The 13,809-nt window shown below is 68.5% G+C and carries 8 protein-coding genes; 4 read left to right on the top strand and 4 right to left on the bottom strand.

The features are described 5' to 3' along the window. Positions 1 to 65: 65 nt before the first annotated feature. The 4 genes from JEQ17_RS37155 to metH all read right to left on the bottom strand — a co-directional run bounded on the left by JEQ17_RS37155 (position 66) and on the right by metH (position 8,217). On the bottom strand, positions 66 to 1,649 hold the full coding sequence (locus JEQ17_RS37155) for an ABC transporter substrate-binding protein (RefSeq protein ID WP_200399345.1): 1,584 nt from the start codon (positions 1,647 to 1,649) through the stop codon (positions 66 to 68). A gap of 96 nt (positions 1,650 to 1,745) precedes the next feature. After that, positions 1,746 to 3,350: an ABC transporter substrate-binding protein gene (locus JEQ17_RS37150; protein ID WP_200399344.1), complete on the bottom strand. Its 1,605-nt coding sequence runs from the start codon at positions 3,348 to 3,350 to the stop codon at positions 1,746 to 1,748. Between the two features lie 432 nt (positions 3,351 to 3,782). Further along, the gene (locus tag JEQ17_RS37145) at positions 3,783 to 4,484 is read right to left on the bottom strand and encodes an HAD family hydrolase (RefSeq protein WP_200399343.1); all 702 of its coding nucleotides are present in this window, start codon (positions 4,482 to 4,484) and stop codon (positions 3,783 to 3,785) included. Between the two features lie 205 nt (positions 4,485 to 4,689). Continuing rightward, complete coding sequence (gene metH / locus JEQ17_RS37140; RefSeq protein ID WP_200399342.1) at positions 4,690 to 8,217, bottom strand: methionine synthase; 3,528 nt, start codon at positions 8,215 to 8,217, stop codon at positions 4,690 to 4,692. Positions 8,218 to 8,545: 328 nt separating this feature from the next. On the opposite strand from metH, the gene JEQ17_RS37135 reads away from it, so the two are divergent. The 4 genes from JEQ17_RS37135 to JEQ17_RS37120 all read left to right on the top strand — a co-directional run bounded on the left by JEQ17_RS37135 (position 8,546) and on the right by JEQ17_RS37120 (position 13,766). Then, positions 8,546 to 9,310 carry an IclR family transcriptional regulator gene (locus tag JEQ17_RS37135; RefSeq protein WP_200399341.1) on the top strand — a complete coding sequence of 255 codons (765 nt, stop codon included), beginning with the start codon at positions 8,546 to 8,548 and terminating at the stop codon, positions 9,308 to 9,310. A gap of 351 nt (positions 9,311 to 9,661) precedes the next feature. Beyond that, positions 9,662 to 10,450, top strand: a complete 789-nt coding sequence (locus tag JEQ17_RS37130; RefSeq protein WP_189840026.1) for an MIP/aquaporin family protein — start codon at positions 9,662 to 9,664, stop codon at positions 10,448 to 10,450. A gap of 115 nt (positions 10,451 to 10,565) precedes the next feature. Continuing rightward, positions 10,566 to 12,134, top strand: a complete 1,569-nt coding sequence (gene glpK / locus JEQ17_RS37125) for a glycerol kinase GlpK (protein ID WP_200399340.1) — start codon at positions 10,566 to 10,568, stop codon at positions 12,132 to 12,134. A 6-nt stretch (positions 12,135 to 12,140) separates the two neighbouring features. Beyond that, entirely contained in the window at positions 12,141 to 13,766 is a 1,626-nt protein-coding gene (locus JEQ17_RS37120; RefSeq protein ID WP_200399339.1) for a glycerol-3-phosphate dehydrogenase/oxidase, read from the top strand. The last annotated feature ends 43 nt before the right edge of the window (positions 13,767 to 13,809 follow it).

Genomic DNA, 13,809 nt, shown 5'->3' with positions numbered 1-13,809 from the left:
CTCGGACAACTCGAATGAGGGGGGCGGCCGTTCTGCGTGTGCGCGGCGGAGGTACGCGGACGGGCTCAGTCCTTGCTGATCTCCCAGAAGCGGAACACCGTGGACGCGTCGAGGCAGTTCTCCAGGCCGTACACGCTGTCGCGGACGACCGCGTACTGCTTGGCCTGCCAGACCGGGATGATCGGGACCTGGTCGGCGACGATGTCCTGGAGCTCGCCGTACTGCGGCTCGGTCGAGGCGCGGTCGCTCTGGGCGGCGGTCTCGGGGATGAGCCGCCCGGTGACCGTGCTGTTCGTGTAGTTGTTGCCCAGCACGTTGCCCTCGCCGAAGAACGGGGCCGTGAAGTTGTCCGGGTCCGGGTAGTCCGGCACCCAGCCCTTCACGTACACGCCGTACTTGCCCGCCTCGATGTCCTTCTCGTACTTGTCGTACGCGACGGACTTCACGGTCGCGTCGAACAGGCCGCTCGCGTTGAGCTGCCCCGCGATCGCCCTGAACTCCTGGTCGGTGGAGGGGCCGTAGCGGGTCGGCGTCGACCAGAGGGTCAGCTTCACCTTGTCGGTGATGCCGTCCTCCAGCAGCGCGGCCTCGGCCTTGGCGCGCGAGGGGCGGGCGCCGTAGGTGTCGAAGAAGGCCGTGTTGTGGCCCGTGATGCCGGCCGGGATGATCGAGTACAGCGGGGTCGCCGTGTTCTCGTAGACCTCTTTGATGAGGGCGTCGCGGTCGAGCAGATGGGCGATGGCCTTGCGGACGCCCTGCTTGCCCGCCACCGGGTCCTTCATGTTGAAGACCAGGTGCTGCACCTCGGCGCTGGAGCCCTCGACGACGTCGATCTCCTGGCTGCCGGTGGTGTCCGCCTCGATCTCCGCGATGTCCTCGGCGGCGAGACCTCGGTAGGCGACGTCGACCCGGCCGTCGAGGACGGCTTTCTTCAGGCCGGCCTGGTCGCCGTGGAACAGCTTGAGGGTCACGCCGTCGTTCTGTGTCTCGGCGTTGCCCTTGTAGTTCTCGTTCACCGAGAAGACGGCCTCGTCCTCGCCGAACGACTCCAGCTTGTACGGGCCCGAGCCGACGGCCTTGCCGTCCTCGCGCAGCCCGTCCGCCGAGTACTCCCGGCGGTTGACGATCGAACCGGCACCGGAGGCGATCTTGCTCGGGAAGGTGGCGTCGGAGACCTTGAGCCTGAAGACGACCGTCTTGTCGTTCGGCGCCTCCACCTTGTCCAGCATGGGGAACATGATCGCGGGCCCGGCGCCGTCGTCGATCTTCATCATGCGGTCGAAGGAGAACTTGACGTCCTGCGAGGTGAGGTCGTCACCGTTGCTGAACTTCAGCCCGTCGCGCAGGGTGCACCGGTAGACCCTGGCCTCGGTGTCCGTGAACCCGCACTCTCTGGCGGCCTCCGGCTCCGGCTCGGTGCCGCCCTTGGGGAAGCTGAGCAGGGACTGGAAGACGTTGTTGAAGAGGAGCCAGGAGCCGGGGTCGTAGCCGGAGGCGGGATCCGTGGCCAGGACGTCGTCCGTCATTCCCATGACGACGTCGGAGTCACTTCCCCCGGAGCCTCCCGACTCCGAGCCGCATCCCGTCAGCAGGCCGGCGGACAGTCCCGCCACGACGGGCAGGACCGGCCACTTGGTGCGCATGTTCACGAGCTTGTGCCTTGTCGTTGGTCTGTCTCTGGTCCGGTCGGCAGCCGTCGCTTCCGGCTGGGCCGCCCGGTCCGGTCGGTCGCCCTCGCCTCGGGCTCAGCCGCCGACGCCGCGGCCGAGCTCCCACAGCTGAAGCGTCGCCGAGGAGTTGAGCGCGTACTCGGCGCCGGTGATGTCGTCCCGGGTGGCGATGTACTGCTTGCCCTGCCACAGCGGCAGAACCGGGACGTCGTCGGCGACGATGCTCTGGATCTCCTCGATGCTCTTCGAGGCGCTGAGCCGGTCGGCCTCGCGGCGGGACTCGGGGATCAGCTTGGTGCGGATCTCCGGGTTCGCGTACGGCGAGCCGATGGTGTTGTCCTTGTCGAGGAACGGCGCGAGGTAGTTGTCGGCGTCGGGGAAGTCCGGGAACCAGCCCATGCCGTAGACCTCGTAGTCGCCCTTCTGCTCGTTCGGGCGGAAGGTCGACCAGTTCTCGCCCTTGATGCTCACCTTGAACAGGCCACTGTCGTTCAGCTGCTTCTGCAGCAGCTCGAACTCGTCCTTGGTGGCCGGTCCGTAGTGGTCGTCCGTGTAGTGCAGCGTCAGCTTCACCGGTGTGGTGATGTTCGCCGCGGCCAGCAGGTCCTTGGCCTTGGGGATGCTCGGGTCGCCGTACTTGTTGAAGAACGAGTTGGCGTGACCGGTGACGGTGGCCGGGACCATCGAGTACAGCGGGTCGGCGCCGGAGCCGTACACCTGCGAGGTGAGCTCGCCGCGGTTGATGACCTGGGCCATCGCCTGACGGACCGCCTTCGTCTTCACCGACGGGTCGTTGGTGTTGAAGCCGAGGTAGCGGATCTCCAGGCCGGGCTGCTCGATCAGGTCGACGTCGGTGCCCTTGTCGTTCTGGAGCTTCTTGATCTGCGCGGGCGACATGGTGCGGGTCATCATGTCGATGTCGCCCTTGTCGAGCGCGGTGCCCATGGCGTCGGCGCTCTCGAAGGAGCGCAGCTCGACCTTGTCGTTCTTCAGCTCCGAAGTCCCCTGGTAGTTGGGGTTCTTGGTGAAGACGGCCTTGACGATCACGTCGTCCTTGACCTCGGCCTTGAGGGTGTACGCCCCGGAGCCGTTCACCTCGAAGCCGTCCCGCAGCTTGTTCTTGTCGTAGTCGTCGGGGTTGACGATGCCCGCGACCGGCGTGGACAGCTTGAACGGGAAGGTGGCGTCCGCGCTGTTGAGGTGGAAGATCACCTCTCGGTCGCCCTTGGTCTCGACGGTGTCGATGGTGGACAGCAGGGCGAACACACCGCTGTCCGCCTTGATCTGCATCGCGCGGTCGATGGAGAACTTCACGTCCTCGGCGGTGATCGGTTCACCGTTGGAGAACTTGAGGTCCTTGCGCAGGGTGCAGGCGTACCGCTCGTTGCCCGAGTCGGTGAAGCCGCACTCCTCGGCCGCCTCCGGAGCCGGGTCGCCGCCGCCGTTGGGCATGACCATCAGTGTCTGGACGGTCTGGCGGAGGATGTTCCAGGTGCCCACGTCGTACGCGGAGGCCGGGTCGAGCGGCGCCGGGTCCTCCTTCGAGGCGGTGAACCGGTCGGTAGTGCCGACGACGATGGCGTCGCCGCCGTTGTCCCCGCTGTCGGAACCGCCGCACGCGGCGAGGACCGGGGCGAGCAGACCGATCACGGCCGGCAGCACCAAAGTCTTACGGTTCATGCTCGAAGTTCTCCAGAGCTGTCGATCCCGCTAACCCGGCAGGCCGGGTTGCGGCGGTGGGGGTCACGGGGGTTACGGCGATGTCTCGATGAGATTAGTCCGCACCAGCAGGACCGTTCGCAGGTACCGGAGTTGAGCTCCCATCACGCTGCGAAACCGGGTGTGGACGCACCGAAAACCCGACAGCGGAAGGATTGGTGCAGCGTTCCATGAATCGGGACACAAGGACGCGTCGAACCGGACCGAAAGGGCTTCCGAAACACAACCGAGTCGGCTTGTCGACGGCCCGGGGCGTGTCGAACGTCACATCCTCAACTATGTGAGGAAGCACTCGAATTCGGCCACCCGGGACACACGGAAGAGGATCGAATTACTCCGGTGCCGTGACCACGTAGTTTTTCCGGCATTCAATCATTCACCCTGGGTGAAGGATTAGCGCTTTTCCGTCATCAGACCCCGTAGAAAAGACAGGTCAACCTGTTCGAGGGACGGAACAACGGTACGCCGGACCGCCGGAGCGATGGGCGCGACGGACGGTACGGCGACGACGTGGCAGCCCGCCGCCTCGGCCGCGGCGACGCCCGTCGCCGTGTCCTCGATGACCGCGCATCTGGCCGGATCCGCGCCCAGACCGGCGGCCGCCAGCAGATAAGGGTCGGGGAACGGCTTGGTGCGCTCGACCTCGTCGCCCGCGATCGTCAGGGCGAAGTTCTGAGGGCCCAGCGAGGTCACGACGCGGTCGATGATGCGCCGGTGCGAGGCGGAGACCAGGGCCGTGGGGATCCGGTGCGCGGCCAGCTCGGCGAGGAGCCTCGCGGCGCCCGGCATCAGCGGCAGGGCGCGGCCGATCCGGTCCTCGAACCCGTCGTTCAGCAGCACCGTGAGCTCGGCGAGGGTGACGTCCGCGCCGGTGGCCTCGATGAGGAAGCCCGCGCTGCGGGTCATGGGGCCGCCGACGACCACGTGGCGCCAGGAGTCGTCGAGGGTGTGGCCGAGGCTGGCGAACACCTCCACCTCGGCGTCCCACCAGAAGCCCTCGGTGTCCACCAGGGTGCCGTCCATGTCCAGGAGTACGGCCTGGAGGGCGGAGCCCTCGGCCGTTTGGGTACCTAGTGCGGGGACCGTACTGGTCATAGGCGCACCTCCGTGTAGGGACGAGAAGGCCGGTTCCCTCCCGGGGAACCGGCCTGCACTGGACCGACAAGTGTACGTCGCCGTCGAGAGAAGTGCCTCCTGTAATGGGGCCCGCGGCACGTTGGCGGCCGCGGGCCCGTGGTGGTTGCTCGCGCCCACGCGGCGGAGCCGCAGAATGTCACAGCCCCGCGCCCCTGCAGGGCGCTTACCTGGCGTTGAAGTACTTCGCCTCCGGGTGGTGGATCACGATCGCGTCCGTGGACTGTTCCGGGTGGAGCTGGAACTCCTCGGAGAGGTGGACGCCGATCCGCTCGGGCTCCAGGAGGCGGGCGATCTTGGCGCGGTCCTCCAGATCGGGGCAGGCGCCGTAGCCGAGGGAGAAGCGGGCGCCGCGGTACTTGAGCGCGAACATGTCCTCGACGTCGGCCGGGTCCTCCCCCGCGAAGCCGAGTTCGGAACGCACGCGCGCGTGCCAGTACTCGGCGAGGGCCTCGGCCAACTGCACGGACAGACCGTGCAGTTCGAGGTAGTCGCGGTAGGCGTTCGCCTCGAAGAGCTTGGCAGTCTCCTCGCCGATGCGGGAGCCGACGGTGACGACCTGGAGGCCGACGACGTCCGTCTCGCCGGACTCCTCAGGCCGGAAGAAGTCGGCCAGGCAGAGCCGGCGGCCACGGCGCTGGCGCGGGAAGGTGAAGCGGGTGCGCTCGTTGCCCTGCTCGTCCAGGAGGATCAGGTCGTCGTCCTTGGACACGCACGGGAAGTAGCCGTAGACGACGGCCGCCTCCAGCAGGTTCCCCGTCTGCAGCTGGTCGAGGAGACCGCGCAGCCGCGGCCGGCCCTCGGTCTCCACCAGCTCCTCGTACGTCGGCCCGTCGCCCTTGCGCGCCTGCTTGAGGCCCCACTGGCCCTTGAAGAGCGCGCCCTCGTCGAGCCAGGAGGAGTACTCCTTGAGCTGGATGCCCTTGATGACGCGGGTGCCCCAGAACGGCGGCTCGGGAACCGGGTTGTCGATGGACACGTCGGAGCGGACCGAGCCCTCCTCGGGGCGCTCCTCGACGACCGTCTGGGGGGTGGCCCTGACCCGGCGCTGCTTCAGCTCGGGCAGGCTCGCGCCGGGCACACCGCGCTTGACCGCGATCAGCGCGTCCATCAGGCGCAGGCCCTCGAACGCGTCCCGGGCGTAGCGGACTTCGCCCTCGTAGATCTCGTGCAGGTCCTGCTCGACGTACGCCCTGGTGAGGGCCGCGCCGCCGAGGATCACGGGGTAGTCGGCTGCCATCTTGCGCTGGTTGAGCTCCTCCAGGTTCTCCTTCATGATCACCGTGGACTTGACCAGCAGGCCCGACATGCCGATGACGTCGGCGCGGTGCTCCTCGGCGGCCTCCAGGATCGCGGAGACGGGCTGCTTGATGCCGAGGTTGACGACGTTGTAGCCGTTGTTGGACAGGATGATGTCGACGAGGTTCTTGCCGATGTCGTGGACATCGCCGCGGACGGTGGCCAGCACGATGGTGCCCTTGCCCTCGTCGTCGGTCTTCTCCATGTGCGGTTCGAGATGGGCCACGGCGGTCTTCATGACCTCGGCCGACTGGAGCACGAACGGCAGCTGCATCTGGCCGGAACCGAACAGCTCACCGACGACCTTCATGCCGTCGAGGAGCGTCTCGTTGACGATGTCGAGGGCGGGGCGGGTCTGGAGTGCCTCGTCGAGATCGGCTTCCAGTCCGTTCTTCTCGCCGTCGATGATGCGCCGCTTGAGCCGCTCGTCCAGGGGCAGCGCGGCCAGTTCCTCGGCCCGGCCCGCCTTCAGGGACTTGGTGGTGGCGCCCTCGAACAGCGCCATCAGCTTCTGGAGGGGGTCGTAACCCTCGGCGCGACGGTCGTAGATCAGGTCGAGGGCCGTGCTGACCTGCTCGTCGTCGAAGCGGGCGATCGGCAGGATCTTCGACGCGTGCACGATCGCCGAGTCGAGGCCCGCCTTGACGCACTCGTCGAGGAAGACCGAGTTGAGCAGGACACGGGCGGCCGGGTTGAGGCCGAAGGAGATGTTGGACAGACCGAGGGTGGTCTGTACGTCCGGGCGGCGGCGCTTGAGTTCGCGGATCGCCTCGATCGTCGAGATGCCGTCCTTGCGGGACTCCTCCTGACCGGTGCAGATCGTGAAGGTCAGGGTGTCGATGAGGATGTCCGACTCGTGGATGCCCCAGTTCTCCGTCAGGTCCTCGATCAGGCGCTCGGCGATGGCGACCTTGTGCTCGACGGTGCGGGCCTGGCCCTCCTCGTCGATGGTCAGCGCGATCAGCGCGGCGCCGTGCTCCTGCGCGAGCCCGGTGACCTTCGCGAAGCGCGACTCGGGGCCGTCGCCGTCCTCGTAGTTGACGGAGTTGATGACCGCGCGGCCGCCGAGCTTCTCCAGGCCGGCCCGGATGACGGGGACCTCGGTGGAGTCGAGCACGATCGGCAGGGTGGAGGCGGTGGCGAAGCGGCCGGCCAGCTCCTCCATGTCGGCGACGCCGTCGCGGCCCACGTAGTCGACGCACAGGTCGAGCATGTGCGCGCCCTCGCGGATCTGGTCGCGGGCCATCTCCACACAGTCGTCCCAGCGGCCGTCCAGCATGGCCTCGCGGAACTTCTTCGAGCCGTTGGCGTTCGTCCGCTCGCCGATCGCCATGTACGCGGTGTCCTGGCGGAACGGCACGGTCTGGTAGAGCGAGGCGGCGCCGGGCTCGGGGCGCGGGTCGCGCGCGGTCGGCGTCAGGTCCCGGACGCGCTCGACGACCTGGCGCAGGTGCTCGGGGGTCGTGCCGCAGCAGCCGCCGATCAGGGAGAGGCCGTACTCGCGTACGAAGGTCTCCTGGGCGTCGGCCAGCTCGGGTGCCGTGAGCGGGTAGTGGGCGCCGTTCTTGCCGAGGACGGGGAGGCCCGCGTTCGGCATGCAGGACAGCGGGATGCGGGAGTGGCGGGCCAGATAGCGCAGGTGCTCGCTCATCTCGGCGGGGCCCGTGGCGCAGTTCAGGCCGATCATGTCGATGCCGAGCGGCTCCAGCGCGGTGAGCGCGGCGCCGATCTCCGAGCCGAGCAGCATGGTGCCGGTGGTCTCGACGGTCACCGAGACGATCAGCGGCAGGTCGACGCCGAGGGTGTCCAGGGCCTTGCGGGCGCCGATGACCGACGCCTTGGTCTGCAGCAGGTCCTGGGTGGTCTCCACGAGCAGCGCGTCGGCGCCGCCGGCGATCATGCCCTCCGCGTTCCGCTGGTAGGCGTCGCGCAGCAGGGTGTACGGGGCGTGGCCGAGGGTCGGCAGCTTGGTGCCGGGGCCCATGGAGCCGAGCACCCAGCGCTGCTGCCCGGTCGAGGCGGTGAACTCGTCGGCGACCTCGCGGGCGATGCGGGCACCCGACTCGGAGAGCTCGAAGACGCGCTCGGCGATGTCGTACTCGGCGAGGGCCGCGTGGTTGGCGCCGAAGGTGTTGGTCTCCACGCAGTCGACGCCGACGGCGAAGTACTCCTCGTGGACGGATCGGACGATGTCCGGGCGCGTGAGGTTCAGGATCTCGTTGCAGCCTTCGAGATTCTCGAAGTCCTCCATCGTCGGATCCTGTGCCTGCAGCATCGTGCCCATCGCACCGTCGGCCACCACCACGCGGGTGGCGAGCGCCTCGCGGAGGGCATCGGTTCGGGTCCTGCTGTAGGCGGAGGAGGACGAGAGGGACGGGTTAGGCGACGAGGCCATGGAAGATGCTCCCTGAAGTGCGACGGCTGTCGGCTTTGCGCTTCTCATGGAAGGCGCACGCCGCAAGGGTAGCCCGCGGCGTGCGCCTTGGTCAGTGGAGTCCACGGGGCGGACGGGCGACACGCACGCGACCTGCGGTGGGGCTTGTGTGATCCGTGGTGGGGACGCGGCCGACGGCACCGGGGTGTTGCGGCCGCAACACTTCGCTGCAACACATCACTGCCACCCATTAGCGGGACATCGACGACGACCGGTAGTGTTCGACATTGCCGAACGGTGGCAGCGAAGCGCCGACCGACGGTCCAAGGGGACGGAGGGCAGGACGGCGATGGCACGGAACATCCAGTCGCTCGAACGGGCGGCCGCGATGCTGCGGCTGCTCGCGGGCGGCGAGCGACGGCTCGGCCTGTCGGACATCGCCTCGTCGCTCGGCCTGGCCAAGGGTACGGCCCACGGCATTCTGCGCACGCTGCAGCAGGAGGGCTTCGTCGAGCAGGACGCGGCGTCCGGGCGCTACCAGCTGGGCGCCGAACTGCTGCGCCTCGGCACCACGTATCTCGACGTGCACGAGCTGCGGGCGCGCGCCCTGGTGTGGACCGACGACCTGGCCCGGTCGAGCGGCGAGAGCGTCTATCTCGGGGTCCTGCACCAGCAGGGCGTGCTGATCGTGCACCACGTGTTCCGGCCCGACGACAGCCGGCAGGTGCTGGAGGTCGGGGCCATGCAGCCGCTGCACTCCACGGCGCTGGGCAAGGTCCTGTCTGCCTACGACCCGGTGGCGCACAGCGAGGTCCTGGAGGCCGAGCGCAAGGCGTTCACGGTCCGCACGATAAGCGCGGCGGACGCGTTCGAGACCGTCCTCGACCTCACCCGCGCGCGCGGGTACGCGGCCGACGTGGAGGAGACCTGGACGGGCGTGGCCTCGGTGGCCGCGCCCATTCACAATCAGCGGCGGATGCCGGTCGGCGCGGTGGGCGTCACGGGGGCGGTGGAGCGCGTGTGCAAGGACGGCGAGCTGCGCCCCGAGCTGATCGCCGCCGTCCGTGACTGCGCCCGCGCGGTGTCCCGGGATCTGGGCGCCGGGCGGTTCTGAGGTTCGCGGGCACTTCGCACGGAAACAAGGCCGGTACGTCGACGACGTACCGGCCCTTTGACATGCCCCCGCGGCAACAGAACGTGCCAGCTCGCACGCGGTATGCGGCCGTTCCAAGATCGATGTTTCACGGCAATGAATAACGATCGCGTTTTCGACAACGGAAGCCTTGACGAGCTGGTAACGGGAGAGCGAGACTCGCGTCCATCGGTCGGCATTGTCGAACACCTACCGGCAATACGCGTTAGAGTGTGACAACGCCAAGGGCCGCAACGACCTCACCTGAGGTCGCGAACCACCGGAGGGACCCGGGGTTCGGCTTCCCCTGGACGAAGGACAAAGGAGTCGCGGGTGTCCAGCTCCGACATCTTCATCGGCGAGACCATCGGTACCGCCATACTCATCCTGCTCGGCGGCGGTGTCTGTGCCGCCGTCACGCTGAAGGCCTCCAAGGCACGCAACGCCGGGTGGCTCGCCATCACCTTCGGGTGGGGCTTCGCGGTACTGACCGCCGTGTACACCTCGGCGCCTCTCTCCGGTGCCCATCTGAACCCGGCCGTGACCCTCGCGATCGCCATCAAGGACGACGCCTGGAGCAATGTCCTGACCTACTGGTCGGGCCAGCTCCTCGGGGCCATGATCGGCGCGGCGCTGGTGTGGGTCGCCTACTACGGGCAGTTCCACGCGCACCTCACCGACCGCGAGATCGTGGGCGGTCCCGGTGCGCAGGACACCAAGTCCGTGGAGGCCCGGGAGGCCAAGGCCGGCCCGGTGCTCGGCATCTTCTCCACCGGCCCGGAGGTCCGGGTCGCGTGGCAGAACCTCGCCACGGAGATCATCGGCACGGTCGTGCTGGTGCTCGCGGTCCTCACACAGGGTCTCAACGACAGCGGCAAGGGTCTCGGCACCCTGGGCGCGCTGATCACCGCCCTCGTGGTCGTCAGCATCGGCCTCTCCCTCGGTGGTCCGACGGGGTACGCCATCAACCCGGCCCGTGACCTCGGCCCGCGTATCGTGCACGCCCTCCTGCCCCTGCCCAACAAGGGCGGGTCCGACTGGAGCTATGCCTGGATCCCGGTCGTCGGTCCGCTGATCGGCGGAGCGATCGCCGCAGGCCTCTACAACGTCGCTTTTGCTTAGAGCCGTACGACCGCTCGGAGTCGGCGTACGTCCGGTACGGGACGTACGCCGGCTCGGAGCCGAGAGCAATACGCCGTAAGCCAGCCCCTTATCCACGGACTTTCAGGAGCACACCGTGACCGACGCGCACACCGCCGCCACGCATTCCCACGGCACCGGCCCGTTCATCGCCGCCATCGACCAGGGCACCACCTCCAGCCGCTGCATCGTCTTCGACCGCGACGGACGCATCGTCTCCGTCGACCAGAAGGAGCACGAGCAGATCTTCCCGAAGCCGGGCTGGGTCGAGCACAACGCCACCGAGATCTGGACCAACGTCGAGGAGGTCGTCGCCTCGGCCATCGAGAAGGCCGGCATCACCCGCGACGACATCAAGGCCATCGGCATCACCAACCAGCGCGAGACGACGCTGCTGTGGGACAAGAACACCGGTGAGCCCGTCCACAACGCGCTCGTCTGGCAGGACACCCGCACCGACGCGCTCTGCAAGGAGCTCGGCCGCAACGTCGGCCAGGACCGCTTCCGCCGCGAGACGGGCCTGCCGCTCGCGTCGTACTTCGCCGGTCCGAAGGCCCGCTGGCTGCTCGACAACGTCGAGGGCCTGCGTGAGCGCGCCGAGGCCGGCGACATCCTCTTCGGCACCATGGACAGCTGGGTCATCTGGAACCTGACGGGCGGTGTGAACGGCGGCCGGCACGTCACCGACGTCACCAACGCCTCCCGCACGATGCTGATGAACCTGCACACCATGCAGTGGGACCCGAAGATCGCGGAGTCCATCGGTGTCCCGCTGGCGATGCTGCCCGAGATCCGCTCCTCCGCCGAGGTCTACGGCGAGATCACCGGCGGCAAGCTGGGCGACCTGCTCGGCGGCATCCCGGTCGCCTCCGCGCTCGGCGACCAGCAGGCGGCCCTCTTCGGCCAGACCTGTTTCTCCGAGGGCGAGGCCAAGTCCACGTACGGCACCGGCACGTTCATGCTGATGAACACCGGTGACAAGCTCATCAACTCCTACAGCGGGCTGCTGACCACCGTCGGCTACCAGATCGGCGAGCAGAAGCCGGTCTACGCCCTTGAGGGCTCCATCGCCGTCACCGGCTCGCTCGTCCAGTGGATGCGTGACCAGATGGGCCTGATCAAGTCCGCCGCCGAGATCGAGACGCTCGCGCTGTCGGTCGAGGACAACGGCGGCGCGTACTTCGTGCCGGCCTTCTCCGGTCTGTTCGCCCCGTACTGGCGTCCCGACGCCCGCGGTGTGATCGCCGGTCTGACCCGGTACGTCACCAAGGCGCACATCGCGCGCGCCGTCCTGGAGGCCACGGCCTGGCAGACCCGTGAGATCAGCGACGCCATGACGAAGGACTCCGGCGTCGAGCTCACGGCCCTCAAGGTCGACGGCGGCATGACCTCCAACAACCTGCTGATGCAGACCCTGGCCGACGTCCTGGACGCCCCCGTGGTGCGCCCGATGGTCGCCGAGACCACCTGCCTCGGCGCCGCCTACGCCGCCGGTCTCGCCGTCGGCTTCTGGACCAACACCGAGGACCTGCGCGCCAACTGGCGCAGGGCCGCCGAGTGGACCCCGAACATGGCCGCGGAGACCCGCGACCGTGAGTACAAGAGCTGGCTCAAGGCCGTCGAGCGGACCATGGGCTGGCTCGAAGACGACGCTGACGAGGAGTAATTCGCAATGACCACCCTGCAGAGTGTCCCGGCTCTTGGGACGCACCCGGCCAACGGCTCCGCCGCCTACGGTTTCAAGGCAGTGAGCCGTGCCGAGACCCGGGAGCAGCTGTCCAAGGCGACATACGACCTCCTGGTGATCGGTGGCGGGATTCTGGGCATCTCCACCGCCTGGCATGCCGCACAGTCGGGCCTGCGGGTGGCCCTGGTCGACGCCGGCGACTTCGCCGGCGCGACCTCCTCCGCCTCCTCCAAGCTGCTCCACGGCGGTCTGCGCTATCTGCAGACCGGCGCGGTGAAGCTGGTGGCGGAGAACCACTTCGAGCGCCGTGCGGTCTCCCGTCAGGTGGCTCCCCACCTGGCGAATCCGCTCACGTTCTACCTCCCCGTGTACAAGGGCGGGCCGCACGGCGCGGCGAAGCTGGGCGCGGGTGTCTTCGCGTACTCGGCGCTGTCGGCCTTCGGTGACGGCGTGGGGCACCTGCTCTCGCCGTCGAAGGCCGCGCAGGACGTGCCCGAGCTGCGCACGGACAACCTCAAGGCCGTGGCCGTGTACGGCGACGACCAGATGAACGACTCCCGGATGGCGCTGATGACGGTCCGCGGGGCCGTCGAGTCCGGTGCCACCGTGCTCAACCACGCCACGGTCACCGGCCTGCGCTTCACCCGGGGCCGGGTGACCGGCGCGGAGCTGAAGGACACGCTCTCCGGTGACGAGTTCGGCGTGTCGGCGCGCCTGGTGCTGAACGCGACCGGGCCGTGGGTCGACCACCTGCGGAAGATGGAGGACGAGCACGCGGCGCCCTCCATCCGGCTGTCGAAGGGCGCGCACCTGGTCCTCAAGCGCACCTCCCCCTGGAAGGCCGCGCTGGCGACCCCGATCGACAAGTACCGCATCACGTTCGCCCTCCCCTGGGAGGACATGCTGCTGCTCGGCACGACCGACGAGTCGTACGAGGGCGACCCGGCGGACGTGGCGGTCAACGAAAAGGACATATCCCAGATCCTGGACGAGGCCGCGTTCTCCATCCGCGACCAGCAGTTGTCCCGTGACCTGATCACGTACTCCTTCGCGGGTCTGCGCGTGCTGCCCGGCGGTCCGGGCGACACGTCGAAGGCCAAGCGGGAGACGGTCGTCACGGAAGGCCGTGGCGGGATGCTGTCCGTCGCGGGCGGCAAGTGGACGACCTTCCGGCACATCGGCCGTACGGTGATGAAGAAGCTGGAGTCGCTGCCGGGCCGTCCGCTCGGCGAGGACTTCGAGCCGATCTCCGAGCTGCCGAAGAAGCTGCCGCTGCCGGGTGTCGCCAACCCGCGCGCGGTCGCGCACCGGCTGCTGGTCGACGGTCCTGCGCCCGGCCCGCGCATGGCGGCCGACACGGCCAGGCACCTCTCCACGCACTACGGTTCGCTGGCCTTCGACATCGCGCGGCTGGCCAACGACAACCCGGAGCTGGCCGAGCGCGTCCACCCGGACGCTCCCGAGATCTGGGCGCAGGTCGTGTACGCGCGTGACAACGAGTGGGCCGAGACGGCGGACGACGTGCTGCGCCGCCGTACGACGCTGACGATCCGCGGCCTCGCGACGGACGAGGTACGGAACAAGGTGCAGGGCCTGCTCGACGAGAAGTAAGCCGCACGCCCACCGCACGTCCGAAGGGCGGCTCCCACGGGGG

The organism is Streptomyces liliifuscus (genome assembly GCF_016598615.1).
In the GTDB taxonomy this organism is placed as follows: Bacteria; Actinomycetota; Actinomycetes; order Streptomycetales; family Streptomycetaceae; genus Streptomyces; species Streptomyces liliifuscus.
This window is presented reverse-complemented; position numbering and strand designations above follow the sequence as displayed.

Coding starts and splice junctions, on each gene's coding strand:
- JEQ17_RS37135 (WP_200399341.1), top strand. CDS start 8,546: ATGGCACGGAACATCCAGTCGCTCGAACGGGCGGCCGCGATGCTGCGG.
- metH (WP_200399342.1), bottom strand. CDS start 8,217: ATGGCCTCGTCGCCTAACCCGTCCCTCTCGTCCTCCTCCGCCTACAGC.
- JEQ17_RS37120 (WP_200399339.1), top strand. CDS start 12,141: ATGACCACCCTGCAGAGTGTCCCGGCTCTTGGGACGCACCCGGCCAAC.
- JEQ17_RS37145 (WP_200399343.1), bottom strand. CDS start 4,484: ATGACCAGTACGGTCCCCGCACTAGGTACCCAAACGGCCGAGGGCTCC.
- JEQ17_RS37150 (WP_200399344.1), bottom strand. CDS start 3,350: ATGAACCGTAAGACTTTGGTGCTGCCGGCCGTGATCGGTCTGCTCGCC.